Genomic DNA, 20,588 nt, shown 5'->3' on the forward strand with positions numbered 1-20,588 from the left:
ATTACTATTGATTTTTGTAATTAATACTTGCCATTGCCATTAATTTTTGCCACTGTCATTGATTTTTGTCATTGCTATTGATTTTTGCAATTACCATTACCATTAATTTTAGAAAACACATAATATTACATGAAAAAAAGAATACTAGTTACAGGAGCCAATGGTCAATTAGGCTCAGAGCTGAGACAAATTGCTGTAAATAAAACCCAATACGAGTGGATTTTTACTGATTATCAAGAGTTGGATTTATGTGATTTAACTAATTTAGAGGAAAAAGTAGCAGAAATCAATCCTCAAATCATTATTAATTGCGCAGCACATACTGCTGTTGATAAAGCAGAGACGGAAGTGGAACTTTCAGATGTATTAAATCATCAGTCGGTAGCGATTTTGGCAAAATGGAGTCAGGCTAATGAATGTAAGTTAATACATGTTTCTACTGATTATGTTTTTGACGGCAACTCAGCGGTGGCTTTGACCGAAACCGCACAAACGAATCCTATTAATGTGTATGGTGTTACTAAATTGGCAGGAGAGAAAGCTTGTGTACAACAAAATCCAAAGGCAATAATTATCCGCACTTCATGGGTATATTCCAGTTTTGGGAATAATTTTGTAAAAACGATGTCTCGCCTGATGCAAGAAAGGGATAGTCTAAATGTGGTTAATGATCAGATAGGAAGCCCAACCTATGCCGCTGATTTAGCACGAGCCATCATGACCATCATCGAACATAGAAATTGGCAACCTGGTATTTATAATTTTTCGAATGAAGGTGAAATTAGTTGGTACGAATTTGCTTTAGCGATTCAAGAAATTGGCGGTTTTGAGTGTGAAGTTGACGGAATTTCAGCCTCTAATTATCCGACACCTGCTAAAAGACCAGCCTATTCGTTATTGGATAAAAGTAAAATAAAAATTACTTTTGGTGTGGTTGTTCCTCATTATAAAGAAAGTTTGAGAAAGATGATGGAGTTATTATAAATTAAAACGAATTTAACAATGAATTAATCGGATAGATTTTAATCATTAAATAGTTTATAGAACTTTGATTTTGTAGAGGTAGTTGATGAAGAATCTTTCATGGACTTTTAAAAAAAAAATAATTCGTAAAATTCGTAACAAAGAAAATAGAAATGAAAAAAATTTTAATAACCGGTGGAGCGGGTTTTATAGGATCACATGTTGTAAGACGTTTTGTAAATAAATATCCTAATTATCAAATTTTTAATTTGGATGCGTTGACCTATGCAGGAAATCTAGAAAACATTACGGATATTCAAGATGCTCCAAATTATACTTTTGTAAAAGGAGATATAGTCGATGCTGCTTTTATAGATGCTCTTTTTATGGAACATCAATTTGATGGAGTACTACATTTGGCAGCAGAGTCACATGTAGATCGTTCCATTACTGATCCATTGTCATTTGTGAAAACAAATGTTATTGGAACGGTCAATTTGCTGAATGCGGCTAAGATGATCTGGAAAGACAATAAGGAAAATAAACGTTTTTATCACATAAGCACCGATGAGGTTTATGGTAGTTTAGGTTCAGAAGGATTGTTTACAGAAACTACGTCTTACGACCCTAATTCTCCGTACTCCGCTTCTAAAGCGAGCTCCGATCATTTCGTAAGAGCCTATGGTGAAACATATGATTTTCCGTATGTTTTGACTAATTGTTCTAACAATTACGGACCTTTTCATTTTCCAGAAAAATTAATTCCGTTATTTATAAATAATATAATTCAAAATAAACCTTTGCCGGTTTATGGTGATGGAAAATATACGCGCGATTGGTTATTTGTAGAAGACCATGCGGTAGCAATTGATTTGGTCTTTCACGAAGGTATAAATCATGACACCTATAATATAGGTGGTTTTAATGAGTGGCAAAATATCGATTTGGTAAAGCTGCTTTGCAAAATCATGGATGAAAAGTTAGGAAGAGCAGTAGGAACTTCAGAAAAATTAATTGCTTATGTGAAAGATCGTCCAGGACATGATTTGAGGTATGCTATCGATGCTACGAAGATTAATAAAGAATTAGGTTGGGAGCCTTCCGTAACCTTTGAAGAGGGATTGGAAAAAACAGTAAATTGGTATCTTGAAAATGAAACGTGGTTGAATAACATTACTTCGGGAGAATACGCAACTTACTATGAGAAGCAGTATAAGTAATTCGTGAATCGTGAATTGTAATTCGTGAAATGTTTAAAATGAATTAGTATCAATGTTTCATGTTGTATACATTGTAACTGCGTAAAATGTGAGTAACCGTAGTTTGGAAATAACTAAACATATTTTGGACTTATACGATGTATAAATACTAAATAAGAATTGATTCGAATTACGCATTTCGAATTATTAATTAGGAAATAAAACATGAAAGATCACAAAGATTTAGATGTTTGGATTCAATCGATGTTGCTAGTTGAAGACATTTATGCATTAACAAAGAATTTCCCTTCAGATGAAAAATATGGATTATCTAGCCAAATAAAAAGAGCAGTGGTTTCAGTCCCAAGTAATATAGCGGAAGGAGCAAGCAGAAAAGGTGACAAAGAATTTATACAATTTTTATATATTGCAATGGGGTCATTATCAGAATTAGAAACACAATTAATATTATGTAATCGATTGCAATTTGTAAATTCAATTGAAATTTATCTACATCAGATTGAAAAAATTAAAAAAATGCTTTTTGGTCTTATTAGATACGTAAATAACAAATAATTACTTAATTCGAATCACGATCTTCGAATTACAAATTACGAAATAAAAAATGAAAGGAATTATATTAGCCGGCGGATCCGGTACACGTTTGCATCCGTTGACACTTGTAATGAGTAAACAAATGATGCCTGTTTATGATAAGCCCATGATTTATTACCCGTTATCCACTTTAATGATGGCTGGAATAAGTGAAATATTAATTATTTCGACACCACATGATTTACCAAATTTCAAAAAGTTATTGGGAGATGGAAAATCAATAGGTTGCAAATTCAGTTATGCAGAACAAGCAATTCCAAATGGTTTAGCGCAAGCATTTGTTATTGGTGAAGAATTTATTGGTAATGACAGTGTTGCTTTAGTATTAGGAGATAATATTTTCTTTGGTGCTAATATGGATCAATTATTACGATCGAATACAAAACCAGAGGGTGGAGTCGTTTTTGCATACCACGTGTCGGATCCTGAGCGTTATGGTGTAGTAGAATTCGACAAATATTTAAAGGCACTTTCTATCGAAGAAAAGCCATTAGAGCCAAAATCTAATTATGCAGTTCCAGGATTGTATTTTTATGACAATTCAGTTGTTGAAATCGCAAAAAATATTAAGCCAAGTGCCCGTGGTGAATATGAAATCACGGATGTTAACAAAGTTTATTTAGAGAAAGGGCTTCTGAAAGTGGGGATTTTAAGTAGAGGAACTGCTTGGTTAGATACAGGTACTTTCAATAGTTTAATGCAGGCTGGACAATTTGTTCAGGTCATAGAGGAACGTCAAGGTTTAAAGGTGGGGTGTATTGAAGAAATTGCTTGGCGACAAGGTTTCATTACAGAGAAAGAGTTGAAAAAACTTGCTGAACCACTTAGAAAATCAGGTTATGGTGAATACCTTTTAAGCTTGTTAAAATAAAAGTTGTAATAATAATTTCTTTAATTTTGTATTTTTCCTTATTCGGTGTAGTCCGGTTTTCAAACAGAAAATTATTGCATTACATTAATTTTATATTTGAAATTAGTAAGAATAATTGACTAGCATTTTTTTTGCACATCATTTAATGTTATTTTTGTTGCAGTAAAATAATAACCCCTAAAAAATCACTTTGAATACAAATAGAAAATTTGATTCGACGGCCTTGAGTTCTCTTCTTTTTTCAAGAGAGAATTTTAAATTTAGTATTCATAATTTAGGGTATTTACCAAGGTGGGTAATTGTACTAATAGATTTATGTGTATTATTACTTTCGTTTTTCTTTACGTTGCTTATTTTTAGAGGCACCGGTTTAGACTACATCATCACTCCGCACAGTATATTATTTTCTCTTTCTTTCTTTTTCGTAAATATTTTCTTTTTTTGGATATTTAGAACCTATTCCGGAATTATTAGGCACTCGTCATACATTGATGCAGTAAAGCTTTTGTTTTCTCAAAGTGGAGTTCTTGTGGTATTTCTTTTTTTAAATTTCTCCTATGAATTTGCTTACGGTATAAAATTATTTTTAAATACTGCCTTTTTTATAAATATTGTTCTTTCGTTTTGCGGTCTCTTTGTATATCGTGTCATCATCAAACAAACGTTTGAACTTTACTTTTCTGAAACAGGAAAAGAAAAATTAATTAGAACAATAATTTACGGGACAGATGCTAATGCCATTTCGGTTGCTAATGCATTAAAGTTCGAAACTCCTACTCGTTTTAAGATTGTTGGCTTCGTTGATAAGAGGAATCAAAATGCCTCGAAAAGAATGTTGGACTTACCCATATTAGTTCAAAAGAAAAAATTACCAACGTTAATGCGCTCAATCGGTGCGGAGGCAGTAATTATAGCTGATAAAAGCTTAACAAAAGACGAGCAATTGGTTATTATTGACCAATGTCTTGAATTTAATTACAAGGTTTATAATGTGCCTAAAATTACCGACTGGGAAAATCAGAAAGAAATCTCTCAAAAAGTAAAAACAATACAGATTGAAGATTTACTCGAAAGGAAACCTATTATTCTAGATGGTAAGTTAATTTCGAAACAATTAAAAGATAAAACGATTTTAATCACCGGTGCTGCTGGTTCGATTGGTAGCGAAATTGCTAGACAAGTCTTAACTTTTAACCCTAAGAAAATAATCATCTTAGATCAGGCGGAAACTCCTTTACATCATTTACAATTAGAGACTGAAACTTTAAACTCGACTAGTAAAATAATATCTTTGGTTGGAGATATAAGAAATAAAGAAGCGATGGAAAAGGTGTTTAGTCGCTATAAACCTCAAGTTGTATTTCACGCTGCCGCTTATAAACATGTGCCGTTAATGGAGCAAAATCCAGCTCAGGCAATTTTAACTAATATTGAAGGAACTAAGAACATTGCTGATTTATCATGCCGATATAAAGTTAAGAAGTTCGTTATGGTTTCTACAGATAAGGCCGTAAACCCAAGTAATGTGATGGGAGCTAGTAAAAGGATAGCTGAAAAATATGTACAATCTCTACAGTTAAAGAGTAAGAATGGCGATGAGAAAATAACAACAAAGTTTATAACAACACGTTTTGGGAATGTTTTAGGTTCTAACGGATCGGTGGTGCCATTGTTTACAAAGCAGATTGCTGAGGGTGGTCCAGTAACCATAACTCATGCAGATATAATAAGATATTTTATGACTATTCCCGAGGCTTGTCAGCTTGTTTTAGAAGCTGGAGCGATGGGTAATGGTGGAGAAATTTATATTTTTGATATGGGTAAACCAGTTAAAATTATTGATTTAGCAAGAAAGATGATTAAACTTGCCGGCTTTATTCCAGACAAGGAAATTATGATTCAAATTGTTGGTTTAAGACCAGGGGAGAAATTATATGAAGAGTTATTGAACGATACTTCAAAAACATTACCAACTTATCACGAAAAAATTATGATTGCCGAAGATGAGCAAGATGATTACGAAATTTTAAATAGCAGTATTGAAGAATTAATTCATAAAGCAAACTTCTTAACAAATGATGATATTGTAATGCAGATGAAAAAAATCGTACCTGAATTTAAGAGTATGAACTCGACATTTCAATTATTAGATAAGTAATTTAAAAATTGATGTTTTAAAAAAAAAGTTCGAAGAGATAACTCTCTTCGAACTTTTTTTGTTTGGAACAATACGTAAAAATTATAGTTTTGATTTTTGTCTCGGTTTTGTTGGACATTAGAGTGAAACAATTCTTTACTTACTTTAACTGCATTTTATAAACAATAGCGCTAACCAAATTTAAAGAACTGATTATTAGAAATTGCTTCAGTTAAAGGTTTTAGATCTTTGATTTGAACTTTCTGATTAAACGCAGCAATATGATTATTGTGATGGACGTCAGATCCCACGTAGCTATACATTCCTTTACTTAGAAGTTGTTCTGCTATTTTTGTAATACCTGCTCCGTAATAACCTACTACGGATAAAAGATTGAGTTGGAAGCGGCAACCTGCCTTGATTAATTTTTGGTATTCGCTGAAATTATTATGGTAAAAAAGGTATCTCTCGGGATGCGCAAGAACTGGTATATATCCAGCTACTTGCAAATCAAATAATATGGAATATAATTGTATAGGTGCATTTATGTATGACATTTCTACTAATACATAATTATCTTTTAAGGTAAGCAATTCACCTGATTGAAAAAGACGCACAAATTGATCGTCCATCAAATATTCGGCGGCAGCCTTAAATGGAACACTAATGTTGTTTTTATTTAACTGTAAGACTGTTTTTACTTTGTTTGATTCTATAATTTCATGTGTGTTTTCCCAAACATGTTGAATTATATGAGGTGTAGTAACAAATTGAGTTACCCCCATTTTTTGAAGTGCTATAGTAAGTCGTAAAGTATCATCAAAAGTTTTAGCTCCATCATCAATTCCAGGCAGAAGGTGAGAATGAATGTCAACGTGATGATCTGGAATTAAATCCTTTAAAACTGATTTTGATTTGAATATTGAAAACATAAGTCAAAGGTAGAAAAAAAGTACTTCTATATGAGGTTTCTTTCAATTATTCGCGACAAATACAGCTATTTTTATTATTTTGATAAAAGAGCTAAAAAATCAATTAATATGGAAAATTTTGAAATTTGTCACTATAATAAATTTACTTCTACTTTTGAATATAAAATTATATGTTTCCTCTATTATTTGTGTTAAATCGCAATGTTTACGGGCTATTTAATCTCTAGCTTTCGCAATTTTCCAGACTTTTTGGTTTGTTTTTATAGAAAAATATTGTCAGTTTTGCGAAATAACTAATTCACAAATAAATTTAATATGAGGTTAAAATTCAAATGGATTTTTACGCTATTATTAGCGTTATCTATGCAGTTTTCTTTCGCGCAGCAAAAAACTGTTTCGGGTGTTGTTTCAGATGCTTCGGGTCCAATTCCTGGAGTAAACGTTTTAATTAAAGGAACTCAGTCAGGTGTACAAACTAACTTTGATGGGAAGTATTCAATCCAATCTTCTGCTGGAGATCAATTAGTTTTTACTTTCATCGGAATGAATGACTCTTTTGCAACAGTTGGTTCATCAATGGTGATAAATATTACCATGAAAGATGCGGCTAACGAATTAAATGAAGTAGTAGTTACGGCTTTAGGAGTTAAAAAAAGTTCTAAAGCAGTAGGTTATGCTGTTCAGGAAATCAAAGCAGCTGAATTGACAAAAGGTGGTAATAATAGTCTATCAGGAGCTTTACAAGGTAAATTAGCTGGTGTACAAATAACACCTTCTAGTGGAGCGCCAGGAGCTTCTTCTCAAATTGTTATTAGAGGAGCACGATCTTTTACAGGCAACAATACTCCTTTATATGTTATTGATGGAATGCCAGTAGCCTCTAATGCTGACTATTCTACAGGTAATAGTGTTACTGGTTCTGACTCTTCAAACAGAGCAGTAGATATTGATCCAAATGATATTGAGTCAATTTCTATTTTGAAAGGACAAGCAGCATCAGCTTTATACGGTATTAGAGCTTCAAATGGAGTAGTTCTTATTACAACTAAAAGTGGAAGAGGATTAGCTAAAGGTGGAAAGCCTGTTATTAGTTTTACTACATCTTCAAGTTTTGAGTCTATTTCTAAAAAACCAGAAACTCAAAATTTATACGCACAAGGTTCAAATGGCTTATTCAATCCTACTGCTTCAACTAGCTGGGGACCAAAAATCTCAGAATTACCAAATGATCCAAGGTATGGTGGTAATATTGCTAATGATATTAATGGTGGTACACTAAGACCAGGAATGTATTACGTTCCGCAAAGAGCTAAATCAGGATTAGACCCTTGGGTAACTCCTAATTCTTATGATAATATTGGTGATTACTTTAGAGTGGGTCAAACAATAAATACTTCATTCAATATTGCTCAGGCTACTGAAAAAACAAACTATTCATTTGGTGTTGGTTCAGCTAATCAAGAAGGAATGATGCTCGGAACTTCTATGGATAGATATACACTAAAAGCAGTTGTAGAAACAAATTTGAGCGAAACATGGAAGACAGGTTTTTCTGTAAATTACGTACAAACAAAATTGTTTAAAAGCACATCAGCAAATGATGGTGTTTTGCCTGGTGTTTTTGGAGCTCCTAGAAGTTACGATTTAAAAGGTAATGGTTTTGCTTCAGTTAGTGATCCTTACGATCAAGTTTTTTTTAGACCGAACGTTTTTAATAATCCTTATTGGGCAGCTAAAAATAATGAATTTGGTGAAAAAACAAATAGATTTTATGGTAATGGTAATGTTCAGTATTCTCCAGTAATTAGTGAAGATGGAAGTCAAAAACTTACATTTAAATATCAAGCTGGTTTAGATTCTTACACTACAAATTACAGAGATATTTTTGAATTTGGGAATAAGCATGATTTATCAGGTGGTAGCAGTAATGTTAACCTATACGGAATAACATCTGATGTGATTAACTCGTTATTTACAGTAAATTATAATTTAGATATTTCAACTGATTTAGCATTAAATGTTTTAGCAGGAAATGAATATAATCATGAAAACAGTAAGAGATACGATGATTACGGACAAGGGTTAAATTTTGGTGGATTTGCAACAATTGCAAATGCAAATGATGTAACTTCTGAAGAATTTAGAGTGCAAAGGCGTACAGTTGGTTTCTTCGGTAACGCTGAACTAGCATACAAAAATATGATTTTCTTGGGAGGGACAATCCGTCAAGATATTGTTTCAACTATGCCAAGAGGTAATAGAGATTTTATTTATCCATCAGCATCTTTAGGGATTGTATTAACTGAAATTGAGGCTTTAAAAGGTAATTCTTTTTTATCTTTTGCTAAAATTAGAGGTTCTTATGCTGAGGTTGGTCAAGCAGGAACTTATCTTCCAGATTATTTTGAGAAGCCTTCTTATGGTGGAGGATTTTGGGCAGGAGTTCCTATTCAGTATCCTTTAGGAGGAGTAAGTTCATTCATACCGAGTACGACGCAGTACGATCCAAATTTAAAACCGCAAAACACAAAATCGTATGAAGTTGGTTTTGATTTTAGATTTTTTAACAACAGAATAGGTTTAGACTATACTTTTTCTAAACAAAATGTAATTGATCAAATATTCTCTGTCCCAATGGCAGGTTCAACTGGAATTTCTTCATTCGTAACTAATGGTGGAAAAATTCATACAGATGCACATGAAATTGTTCTTAATGTTAATCCAATAAGAAGTGAAGACTTTAACTGGAATTTCAATGTAAATTTCTCTAAGATCGACTCTTTTGTAGACAAATTAGCGCCTGGTGTTCCAAATATCTTTTTAGGAGGATTTGTAACGCCTCAAATTAGAGCTAGCGTTGGAGATAGATTTCCAGTAATTTACGGAACTAGTTTTAAAAGAGATGCAGATAATAATATAATGGTTGATACGGATGGTACTCCTCTAGTAGGCGGAACCAAAGCTATCGGTGAGGTTTCTCCAAAATTCAACTTAGGAGGTTCTACACAGTTTACTTATAAAAAGCTGTCATTAGGGGCAACATTTGATTGGAAAAACGGTGGAAGCATCTACAGTGGTTCAAATAACTTAATGCGTTTTTACGGTGTTGATGCATCAACAGCTGACAGAGCATCTGAGTATATCTATCCAGGAGTTAAGTCTGATGGTACCCCAAACAATATTATTTTAGGTGGTGCTACCAATCCAAACGGATATCAAAAATTAGCGAATACTTTAAATGGGATTGCTGAGGCAAATGTTTATGATGCTAGTTTTGTTAAGCTTAGAGAAATTACTTTGAGTTATCAGTTACCAAAGTTGATGGGTGAATTATTAGATGTAAGAGCTTCCGTTTTTGCAAGAAATATTTTACTATGGTCTAAATTGCCTAATCTAGATCCAGAGGCGTCGCAAGGTAACAATAATATTGGTGGTGGATTTGAACAATGGTCAATCCCACAAGCTAAGAGCGTTGGTTTCTCTCTAAGTGCTACTTTCTAATCTATAATTAATTTACAATGAAAAATCTAAAAATTACAATCACAGCAGTGATGGCATTATTTTTATTTCAATCTTGTTCTGAGGACAAGATGGATGAAATTAACGCCGACAAAAATAATCCAACAAATATTCCAAGTCGTCTAATCATAACTGATGTTATGAGTGCTTCTGCATTCACGATTACTGGATCTGATTATTCATTTTACGCAGGTATTTACGCTGAACTAAACGCAGGGAAACACAATCAAATGTTCAATGCTCAAATTAGAAAAGGAGAGCCAACAGCAGAATCCACTTATAACAACCCTTGGAATGCTAGTTATAGACAATTGAAAACACTTCAAACAATTATTGCTAAATGTTCTGAAGGCGGAAGTGAAGTTGGTAATTATCAAACATTAGGTGTCGCACAAATTTTGTATGCATACAACTTGGCTATATTGACAGACCTTTTTGGGGATGTTCCTTACAGCGAGGCATCAAAACCGAGTGAGTTTCTTCAGCCTAAATTAGATAAGCAAGAAGATATCTATAATTCAGTATTTGCTCTTTTAAAAGATGCAATTGTTAATTTAGATAAAGCTACACCTTACAAATTGGGTAATCAAGATATTATTTACGCAAGTAATTCGGCAAAATGGAAAAAAGCAGCAAATGGATTATTAGCGAGATATACTATGAGATTGTCTTTAAGAAAAGCTGATTATGCAGCTGTTATTTCTTACGTAGACGCTTCTTTTTCTAATGTGTCAGAGGAGTTTAAGTTAGTTCATCCAAATGTTCCTAATCCTTACGCATTATTTAAGAGAGATAGAGATGGTTTAGGCGTTGCTAAAAGTTTTTATGATATATTGAAAGCTAACGGAAATGCTGATATTCGTAATCAAGAATTTTTTACTAAAATTGATGGCTCAGTTGCAACATTTGACAACTCATTAGTTTTCCCAGTTGAGGGTCAAACAATTTATTCTAACTCAGCTTTAATGAATGATAAAAATCCAATATACTTGATGAGCTATCATGAATTATTGTTTCTAAAAGCTGAAGCGCAGGCAAGATTAGGTCTAGCAACAGCACAGGCTACAATGAATAGTGCGATTAAAGCTGCTTACACTAAAGCACAGGAGAAAACTTTTACTACTCAACAAGCAGATACATATATCGCTTCAATAGGTACTTTGACGGGCAATGCTTTGTTGAAAAAGATAATGGTTGAGAAATACATTTCTTTCTACGAAAATGAGGGAATTGAAGCTTTTAATGATATTAGACGTTTAAAGGCAATGGGTAATGGAGATTTAATTCCAATGGTAAATCCTCAAACTGAGAAATTTCCAAATAGATTTGGATATGGTCAATCAGATGTTTCAGCTAATTTAAAAGTAAAAGAAGCATTTGGAGACGGTTCTTATGTATACACTGAAAAAGTTTGGTGGGCAGGAGGAACGAGATAGTTCTTATGTAACAAGAATTTAAAGTTCTTTGAAAAATCCTGATTGCACAAGCAATCGGGATTTTCTTTTTGTAATAAATAATCATTAATTTTTCTTTTTTTTAAATAACAGCAACTTACTATCTTATGTTTTTTAAATTTGCAATTATTAACTTATATCTTTACTGTCGATTTCACGTTTTAAATATTTACTTAATTATATCTTTTCTAAATGAGGATTTTCTATATATTAATTTTTTTGGTTTTCCCTAAATTGCTTTTTTCTCAAGATAAAAATAGTAAAGACATTCAAACGAACAATAAATTTGAACAACCTCTAAGTGATACTACAAAAGTTAAGGTTGCTTCGATAGATCTTTACAGAGTTATTACCATAGATCGCGATACTACCTACATAGATACTTCGCTTACCATTCAAAAAGAATACAGTCATAATTATTTACGAAAAGATATTTTTGGCCTTTTGCCTTTTGCAAATGATGGCCAAACCTATAATACGCTACAATATAGCTTAACGGATTTTTCTCCTCTTCCTGAATTTGGCTTTAAAGCCAAGCATTTTAATTTTTTAGAAGCAAACCAAATCAAATATTATTCTGTTGCGACTCCTGTTACGGAACTTTATTTTAAAAGTACAATCAAAAAAGGGCAATCGGTAGATGCTTTTATAACTTTGAATACTTCAGAAAACCTTAATTTTTCAATTGCTTATAAAGGATTGCGTTCTGAGGGTGAATATATCAATCAGTTATCTAGCACAGGTAATTTTAGATTTACAACTAGCTATAATACTAAGAACAAACGTTATTTTGCAAATGCGCATTATACCTATCAAGATATTTTAAATAGAGAAAATGGCGGAATCACTACTATCGAAGATTTTGAAAGCGAAGATCCAAATTTTAATAACAGACAGCGATTTGAGGTTTACTTCAACGATGCTAAGTCATTTTTGAAAGGAAAAAGAGCTTTTTTAGATCATAATTTCAGAATTAATTCAAAAAAGGGAACAAACAACTTATACCTCACGCATCAATTCAATTATGAAAATAAATTTTTCGAATACAATCAGGCAACTGTTCAATCTACTGTAGGTAATAGAATCATCAATCGCTTTGGCGACTCTTTCTTAGATAGTGGAATCAATGATCAAACAAAATATAACAAGATGTACAATCGTGTAGGACTTGTATATGAGAATACAATATTAGGTAATTTTATGTTTTTTGCTGACGATTTTAGATCGAATTACTATTACAGCAGAATATTAATTTTCGATAATCAAAATACGATTCCTAGTGCGTACAGCCAAGTAATAAATTCTGCTGGTGGACAATATGAATACCGTCACAATAAGTGGAATGGAAAATTTTTATATTCGAGGTCAGTGACTGCACAATCACTTTCTAATCTTGATGCTAAATTGAAGTATGATTGGAATGATGAAATTCAATTATCAGCGCAGTATCAAAACATTAATAAACTGCCTAACAACAATTACAATTTGCATCAAAGTAGTTACATTCAGTACAATTGGTCAAATGATTTTAAGAATGAAAAAATTAATGTTCTTAAAGCAAATGCTATTTCTCCATGGGTAAATGCCGAAGTTCAGTTTTCTGTTCTAAATGATCATTTGTATTTTAAAAATATTTCAACTGCTGCGCAAATTGCTGATAAAGTGCAAATCATTTCACCATCGCAATATAACGGAACAATAAATTATTTGTCTGTTAAGGCGAGTCGAGAATTTAAGTTTGGCAAATTTGCTTTAGACAACACCATTTTATATCAAAAGGTGGAGCAAACTGACGAAATTCTAAATGTTCCTGATCTAGTAACAAGAAATACTTTTTACTTCACTACTTATATGTTTAAGAAAGCCTTGTTCTTGCAAACTGGTCTTACGCTAAATTATTTTTCAAAGTACTATGCTAATGATTACAATCCAGTAATAGGAGAGTTCTTTGTTCAGAATCAGAAAGAGATAGGAAATCATCCTAATCTAGATTTTTTTATAAATGCAAAAGTCCAAAGAACAAGAATTTATTTTAAAGCAGAACATTTTAATTCTTCATTTATGGGTAATGATTTTTATGCTTCACCTAATAATCCTTCCCGTGACTTTACAATACGTTTTGGTTTAATTTGGAACTTTTTCAATTAAATTTCTACGCAGTTACTTTTCTAATTCTATTTTTTTTTGGGCGTTTAAACGTGCTATCCGCTGTATCTTTCCTTGCGTAAGAACGCAAGTAAAGGATGTCGCTGCTATCACTAACGCAATATATCCTTCGCTATAATGTTTTGTAACAAAATACTATCTTTACAAAAGTTTTATAACATATTACAATCTTTAAAATTATACATAAAATGCAATACGCAGAAAATATATTAGGTACGATAGGAAATACACCTTTAGTGAAACTAAATAAAATTACCGCAGAAGTGGACGCTCTTGTTCTTGCAAAAGTGGAAACATTTAATCCTGGAAATTCTGTAAAAGATAGAATGGCCGTGAAAATGATTCAAGATGCTGAAGCAGATGGTCGTTTACAACCTGGTGGAACCATTATTGAAGGAACTTCGGGGAATACAGGAATGGGCTTAGCTCTTGTAGCGATTATAAAAGGATATAAACTAATTTGTGTGATATCTGACAAGCAATCAAAAGAAAAAATGGACATTCTTCGCGCTGTTGGTGCAAAGGTTGTTGTTTGCCCTACTGATGTAGAACCAACAGATCCACGTTCTTATTATTCGGTGTCAAAAAGATTAGCTGAAGAAACGCCAAATTCTTGGTACGTTAACCAGTATGACAATCCATCAAATGCAATCGCACACTACGAGCAAACTGGTCCGGAGATTTGGGCTCAAACAGAAGGTAAAATAACTCATTTTGTGGTAGGTGTAGGAACTGGTGGAACGATTTCTGGTGTTGCTAAATATTTAAAAGAGAAAAATCCAAATGTGAAAATTTGGGGAATTGATACGTACGGATCTGTTTTCAAAAAATACCATGAAACCGGAATTTTCGACGAAAATGAAATTTATTCGTACATTACTGAAGGAATTGGAGAGGATATATTACCTAAGAATGTTGATTTTTCTTTAATTGACGGTTTTACAAAAGTAACTGATAAAGATGCAGCTGTCTATACCCGTAGAATTGCTTTAGAGGAAGGAATTTTTGTAGGTAACTCGGCAGGAGCTGCAATTAAAGGACTTCTGCAGTTGAAAGATCATTTTAAGCCAGAAGATGTTGTTGTGGTTTTGTTCCATGATTCAGGAAGTCGTTACGTAGGTAAGATGTTCAACGATGATTGGATGCGTGAAAGAGGATTTCTTGAAGAAGTAATTACAAAAGCTGAAGATGTCATCAAAGATCATATCGATAAGCCTTTAATTGTAGTGCGAACAGAAGAGTTAGTTTCACACGCAATAGAGCGCATGCGTAAATATAAAATTTCTCAAATACCAGTTATTGATGTAAACGGTTTTGTAGGTTCGGTAGATGAAAGTGATTTGTTTCAAAGCTACGTTGCTGACAAAGATGTTGCTGATAAACCAATTAAAGATGTAATGGGTAAGCCATTCCCAATTGTAAAACAAGGAACGGCCATTGAAGAAGTTTCGAAATTATTTACAAAAGACAACGCTGCTGTTTTATTAGAATTAGAAAACGGAACACACCATATTATCACCAAGTACGATATTATTGGTTCTATAAAATAATTTTTTTTTTAGCCATGGTTTAAATTATTTAGCATAAATTTATTTATGTTAGCTATTTTAATTTGTGGCTTTTTTTGTTTTCAAGTGCAATTGAACTGTTGTATTAATTATTATACAATAATAAAACAAAGCTTGCTGTTTAAATACGACTATTAATTTTTTTATGAATTTTACTGCTATTGATTTCGAAACTGCTATTGGTTTTCATCCTTGTTCTGTCGGCATTGTTACAGTTGAGAATGGAATTATAGTTGACGAGTTTGTGAGCTTAATAAAGCCACCTAATAATCTATATTCTCCCTATACTATCCAAGTTCATGGAATTTATCCACGAGATACAATGAACGCAAAGAGTTTTGCGCAAATCTTTCCTGAAATTAGAAAGCGACTAGAGAACAGAGTTGTTGTTGCCCACAATGAAAGCTTTGACCGAAATGTTTTAGCAAAATCTATGGAAATTTACAACTTAGATTATGCGGCTTTAAATATCGCCTCTCGATGGGAATGCACCGTAAAAATTTACAAAGCTAAAGGTCTAAAACCCACAAAATTGAGTGATTGCTGTCGGGAAATGAAAATTCAATTGAATCATCATGAAGCCCTTTCTGATGCTAGAGCATGCGCAAAATTATATTTAATGCGATAATTTACTACGACTTTAACTATATTCTTAATTAGTTATCTATAAGATTTTAATTACTTTCATTTTTTTTTACTACATTAGTATTCAATATAATACGTTGTAAATGAAAGAAGACTTTCTCCACTATATTTGGAAATACAAGAAGTTTGATACTTTAAATCTAAAAACTTCTACCGGAGAGGAAATTACCATTAGTAATGTTGGACAATATACGGAGCTTGCAGGTCCAGATTTTTTCAATGCCCAAATCACAATTAGCAATCAAAAATGGGCTGGAAATGTTGAAATTCACTTAAAATCTTCAGATTGGTATGTCCATCATCATGAGAAAGATGTTGGATATGAAAATGTAATCTTGCATGTGGTTTGGGAGAATGACGCGGCGGTTTTTAGAGTTGATAATAGTGAAATAGCAGTCTTGGAACTTAAAGACTATGTTGATAAGGAAACGTTGGATAACTATCAATCATTAGTAGCCCCTAAATCATGGATTTTTTGCGAAAAGCAATTAAAATATATTGATGATTTTACGCTTAAAAACTGGCAAGAACGCTTGTTCTTTGAACGTTTGGAACGCAAAGCAAAACCTATATTTGATTTGTTGAAAGATTCTCAGCAAGATTGGGAAGCAGTTTCATTTATTCTTTTAGCGAAGAATTTTGGTCTAAATACTAATGGTCCGATTTTTAGAAAAATCGCAGAAGCTATCCCATTTTCTATTATTAGGAAAGAAAGTTTTGAAGTAGAGAATTTAGAAGCTCTACTTTTTGGAACAGCAGGATTACTAGATAGTGAAATGGAAGATAACTATTTTAAAGACTTAAAGTTTAGATACTTTTACCTCTTGCATAAATATAAATTGGATAAAAGTTGCATTGAACCACTTCAATTTTTTAAGCATCGGCCAGATAATTTTCCTACTATTAGATTGTCTCAATTAGCTAATTTATATTTTACGCATCAAAATTTATTTTCGAAAATAAAGGATTTGAAGTCATTAAAAAGCTGTTACGATGTATTTCAAATTACAACATCAGAATATTGGAAAAATCATTATCAATTTGATAAAGAAAGTCCTAAGAAGAACAAGATGCTTTCTAAATCTTTTATTGACTTGCTTGTCATCAATACGATTATTCCACTACAGTTTGCTTATTCTTCAAGTGTGGGGAAAGAAATATCAGAAAACCTGATAGCGCTTCTGAAAGATATTCATCCAGAAAAAAATGCGATAATAGATAAATTTACATCATTTGGAATAAAACCTTTAAATGCTTTTGAAACACAATCTTTACTGCAACTTAAAAATGAGTACTGTAATAAAAGTAGATGCCTAGAATGCGCGATAGGGATGGAGCTGTTAAAAAAGAAATAGTACAATTAAAATAACCCAAGTATTTTATTTAGTAATTTTGCTCTAACGTTTTAAATTTTAAAAATATGTCTGCAATTATAAAACTTAAGTTCTTTTTTGAAAAACATGGTTTCCATGTTTCTTCTCGATTGGCAGATACTTTAGGTATGCGTGCGAGTAGCGTAAGAATATTTTTTATTTACATTTCTTTTGTAACCGCTGGATTGGGTTTTGGAATTTATTTAACTTTAGCTTTTTGGATTAGATTGAAAGATCTGGTGAGAGCGAAACGAACTTCTGTTTTTGATTTGTAATTAGAATTCTGGAAATAAAAAGGGGACTATAAAGCTTATGCTTTTTAGTCCCCTTTTTGTATTAATTATTTAATTTTATTTTCCAGGATTATTTAATTTACTGTGTTTCTTGCTGTAAAAGAAATAGATAGCTACCCCAAGTATCATCCATATTGCTAGACGCTCCCAACTTTCAATTGGTAAACCAGCCATTAAAACTAGGCATATTACAACACCAATAATTGGGAATAATGGAACGAACGGTACTCTAAAACCTCTAACCGCATCAGGATTAGATTTACGCATTACAATTACGCCAATACAAACAAGTGTAAATGCAAATAATGTACCGATACTCACCATATGGCCTAGGTCTGATACTGGAACGAAACCTGCAAATAAACTAACAAATATCATAAAAAGAAGATTTGTTTTATACGGAGTTCTGTTTTTAGAATGTAATGTGCTAAAGAATTTTGGCAACAATCCATCCACACTCATACTGTAAAAAACTCTACTTTGTCCCATCAACATTACTAACATTACCGACGTATATCCTGCAATAATAGCTATTGTAAGTGCTGAATTTAAAAATGTATATCCTGTTTTTGCAAATGCCGTTGTTACAGGGCTCGCATCACCTTTAAAGTTAATATAGTTTTCTAAACCAGTTAATACGAAAGCGAATAGAACATATAATATTGTACAGATTATTAATGAACCTAAAATACCAATTGGCATTCCTTTCTGTGGATCTTTTGCCTCTTGTGCAGCTGTAGATACTGCATCAAAACCTATAAATGCGAAAAATACAACACCAGCACCTCTTAAAATACCACTCCAACCATAATGACCAAAATAATCACTACTAAAGAAATTAAGGAAAGACATTTTTCCAGAGCTTAAAAGTGCCTCACCTTCGTTTACAGGAATAAAAGGTGTATGGTTTGCGCTATTTATAAATCCCCATCCTAAAGCGATGAACACAATTACCACTGTTACTTTTAAAATAACTAATATATTATTTATTAATGCAGATTCTTTGGTACCTCTTATTAATAAGACCGACAGTAAACAAATAATTCCTATGGCGGGCAAATTTATAAGTCCTGGTTTAGCATCCCATGGTCCATGCAAGATGGATTGCGGTATATGAATGCCGTAATTCCCGAGAAATTTATCCACATATTGTGACCAACTGACGGCAACAGTTGCGGCTCCTAATGCGTATTCTAAAACTAAATCCCAACCTATTATCCAAGCTACAAATTCACCCATAGTAGCGTAAGAATACGTATAAGCACTTCCGGCAACTGGAATCATTGAAGCGAATTCAGCATAACACAATCCTGCAAATGCACATCCAACAGCTGCTAGAATAAAAGATAAAGTTACCGCCGGTCCTGCATTTTCTGCTGCAGCTATTCCTGTTAAAGAGAATAATCCAGCACCAATTATTGCACCAACTCCTAGAGCTACAAGTGATCTTGCAGAAAGTGTCCTCTTTAATCCTTTTTCATCGTCTGAGGCTTCATTTAGTAAAACCGAAAGTGGTTTAGTTTTCCAAATTGACATGGGCTATTTAGTTTTTGTTTGTTATTAGATTTCAAATGTATTCTTTTTTATAAAAAATAAAAATAATATTTAGTGATTTAAGTCATAAAAAGTAAATTATTATTGATTTCAGTTTTGAGATTGATGCTATTATTTCTTTAAAATCACAAGGCAAAGTGGTTTAGCTGTCTAAGGAACAAAATTTTGAATGCTTGATTTATCATTGATTGTTGATAATCAGGTGTTTTTATTATTTTTATTTTGGAAATAATTTCTTTCAAATGCATTACCTATTATTTTAATTTATAATTTTAGATTTCTAATTACATAGCTAAATTCGGAAGAAATGAGTTTTAAAGAATTGCAGACTTATTTTAAATTTTCAAAGGAGCAACGTACAGGAATACTGTCGTTGTTTATAATCATCATTAGTTTGCAATGCATTTATTTTTTTACAGATTTTTCTAGTAAAACTGAAAGTGATCCGCAAAAACAAGAATGGTTATCACTTCAGGCGGAAGTTGATTCAATGAAATTAAATCGGAATAATAGTAGTCCGAAAATATATCTTTTTAATCCAAACTTCATAACGGATTATAAGGGATATAAGCTAGGAATGTCTGTGGAAGAAATTGATCGCTTATTTGAATTTAGAAAAACAAATAAATATGTAAACTCAGCAGAGGAATTTCAGCAGGTAACTAAAGTGTCAGATTCCTTGCTAAAAGAAATAGCGCCGTTGTTTAAATTTCCAGATTGGTTAAATAATAGAAAAGAATTTAAAAGTTATAATAAATTTCCAGTAGAGGCTTTCGCCAAAAATGATAAAATAGTTGTAATAGATATTAATGAAGCAACCAAGGAGGACTTAATAAAAGTGTACGGTGTTGGAGAAGCTATTTCTCTTCGAATTTTAAAACAGAAAGAAATTATAGGAGGGTTTGTTTCGATGGATCAAATGACAGATGTCTGGGGTCTATCGCCTGAAGTTATTGAGAAATTAAATCTGCATTTTAAGGTTTTGAAAGTTCCAGCTATTAAAAAAGTAGATATTAATAACGCTTCACTTAAAGATCTCTCGCAGTTTCATTACTTTCGATACGCTTTAGCAAAAGATATTTTGACTTATAGAAGTATGAACGGAGATTTTAAGAATATTGAGGATTTAACAAAAGTTAAGGGTTTTCCTGTTGATAAAGCAAAAATAATTAGTTTATATTTGGACTTTAATTAGAACTTGACAAAACTGCTGTTTTTAAATCTTATATTTTATAGGAAATAAACGATTTTCAACGTGTAAATTCAGTTGGTAAGCAGTGTTTAGTGCTTTATAAAAAA

15 protein-coding genes are annotated in these 20,588 nt (G+C 32.3%); 13 read left to right on the forward strand and 2 right to left on the reverse strand.

Translation table 11 applies throughout. From position 1 onward, the window contains the following. Positions 1–129 precede the first annotated feature (129 nt). The 5 genes from rfbD to BC961_RS10535 all read left to right on the forward strand — a co-directional run bounded on the left by rfbD (position 130) and on the right by BC961_RS10535 (position 5,806). Complete coding sequence (rfbD, locus tag BC961_RS10515; protein WP_121925820.1) at positions 130–984, forward strand: dTDP-4-dehydrorhamnose reductase; 855 nt, start codon at positions 130–132, stop codon at positions 982–984. Between the two features lie 152 nt (positions 985–1,136). After that, positions 1,137–2,183, forward strand: a complete 1,047-nt coding sequence (rfbB, locus tag BC961_RS10520) for a dTDP-glucose 4,6-dehydratase (protein WP_121925821.1) — start codon at positions 1,137–1,139, stop codon at positions 2,181–2,183. 204 nt (positions 2,184–2,387) lie between these two features. Next, positions 2,388–2,738 (forward strand): four helix bundle protein, encoded by a 351-nt coding sequence (locus BC961_RS10525; protein ID WP_121925822.1) that lies wholly within the window; start codon positions 2,388–2,390, stop codon positions 2,736–2,738. A gap of 49 nt (positions 2,739–2,787) precedes the next feature. Continuing rightward, positions 2,788–3,648, forward strand: coding sequence for a glucose-1-phosphate thymidylyltransferase RfbA (gene rfbA, locus BC961_RS10530; RefSeq protein WP_121925823.1), 861 nt, complete (start codon positions 2,788–2,790; stop codon positions 3,646–3,648). Positions 3,649–3,838: 190 nt separating this feature from the next. After that, positions 3,839–5,806 (forward strand): polysaccharide biosynthesis protein, encoded by a 1,968-nt coding sequence (locus BC961_RS10535; protein ID WP_121925824.1) that lies wholly within the window; start codon positions 3,839–3,841, stop codon positions 5,804–5,806. Between the two features lie 170 nt (positions 5,807–5,976). Here BC961_RS10535 and BC961_RS10540 read toward each other — a convergent pair whose 3' ends face one another. Further along, positions 5,977–6,717: a tyrosine-protein phosphatase gene (locus BC961_RS10540; RefSeq protein WP_121925825.1), complete on the reverse strand. Its 741-nt coding sequence runs from the start codon at positions 6,715–6,717 to the stop codon at positions 5,977–5,979. A 315-nt stretch (positions 6,718–7,032) separates the two neighbouring features. Here BC961_RS10540 and BC961_RS10545 point away from each other — a divergent pair, with 315 nt between their 5' ends. The 7 genes from BC961_RS10545 to BC961_RS10575 all read left to right on the forward strand — a co-directional run bounded on the left by BC961_RS10545 (position 7,033) and on the right by BC961_RS10575 (position 17,717). Next, on the forward strand, positions 7,033–10,218 hold the full coding sequence (locus tag BC961_RS10545; protein ID WP_121925826.1) for a SusC/RagA family TonB-linked outer membrane protein: 3,186 nt from the start codon (positions 7,033–7,035) through the stop codon (positions 10,216–10,218). 17 nt (positions 10,219–10,235) lie between these two features. After that, positions 10,236–11,672 carry a SusD/RagB family nutrient-binding outer membrane lipoprotein gene (locus BC961_RS10550; RefSeq protein WP_121925827.1) on the forward strand — a complete coding sequence of 479 codons (1,437 nt, stop codon included), beginning with the start codon at positions 10,236–10,238 and terminating at the stop codon, positions 11,670–11,672. 237 nt (positions 11,673–11,909) lie between these two features. Then, the gene (locus BC961_RS10555; protein ID WP_317126967.1) at positions 11,910–13,838 is read left to right on the forward strand and encodes a putative porin; all 1,929 of its coding nucleotides are present in this window, start codon (positions 11,910–11,912) and stop codon (positions 13,836–13,838) included. Between the two features lie 206 nt (positions 13,839–14,044). Then, on the forward strand, positions 14,045–15,406 hold the full coding sequence (locus BC961_RS10560; RefSeq protein ID WP_121925829.1) for a pyridoxal-phosphate dependent enzyme: 1,362 nt from the start codon (positions 14,045–14,047) through the stop codon (positions 15,404–15,406). Positions 15,407–15,569: 163 nt separating this feature from the next. Beyond that, positions 15,570–16,052 (forward strand): 3'-5' exonuclease, encoded by a 483-nt coding sequence (locus tag BC961_RS10565; RefSeq protein WP_121925830.1) that lies wholly within the window; start codon positions 15,570–15,572, stop codon positions 16,050–16,052. A 100-nt stretch (positions 16,053–16,152) separates the two neighbouring features. Further along, positions 16,153–17,424: a DUF2851 family protein gene (locus BC961_RS10570; RefSeq protein WP_121925831.1), complete on the forward strand. Its 1,272-nt coding sequence runs from the start codon at positions 16,153–16,155 to the stop codon at positions 17,422–17,424. A gap of 65 nt (positions 17,425–17,489) precedes the next feature. After that, positions 17,490–17,717: a PspC domain-containing protein gene (locus BC961_RS10575; RefSeq protein WP_121925832.1), complete on the forward strand. Its 228-nt coding sequence runs from the start codon at positions 17,490–17,492 to the stop codon at positions 17,715–17,717. Positions 17,718–17,792: 75 nt separating this feature from the next. Here BC961_RS10575 and BC961_RS10580 read toward each other — a convergent pair whose 3' ends face one another. Further along, positions 17,793–19,271, reverse strand: coding sequence for an amino acid permease (locus BC961_RS10580; RefSeq protein WP_121925833.1), 1,479 nt, complete (start codon positions 19,269–19,271; stop codon positions 17,793–17,795). A 325-nt stretch (positions 19,272–19,596) separates the two neighbouring features. Between BC961_RS10580 and BC961_RS10585 the strand changes: the two genes are divergently transcribed. Next, the gene (locus BC961_RS10585; RefSeq protein ID WP_121925834.1) at positions 19,597–20,484 is read left to right on the forward strand and encodes a ComEA family DNA-binding protein; all 888 of its coding nucleotides are present in this window, start codon (positions 19,597–19,599) and stop codon (positions 20,482–20,484) included. The last annotated feature ends 104 nt before the right edge of the window (positions 20,485–20,588 follow it).

Source organism: Flavobacterium weaverense (assembly GCF_003688495.1).
GTDB lineage: Bacteria > Bacteroidota > Bacteroidia > Flavobacteriales > Flavobacteriaceae > Flavobacterium > Flavobacterium weaverense.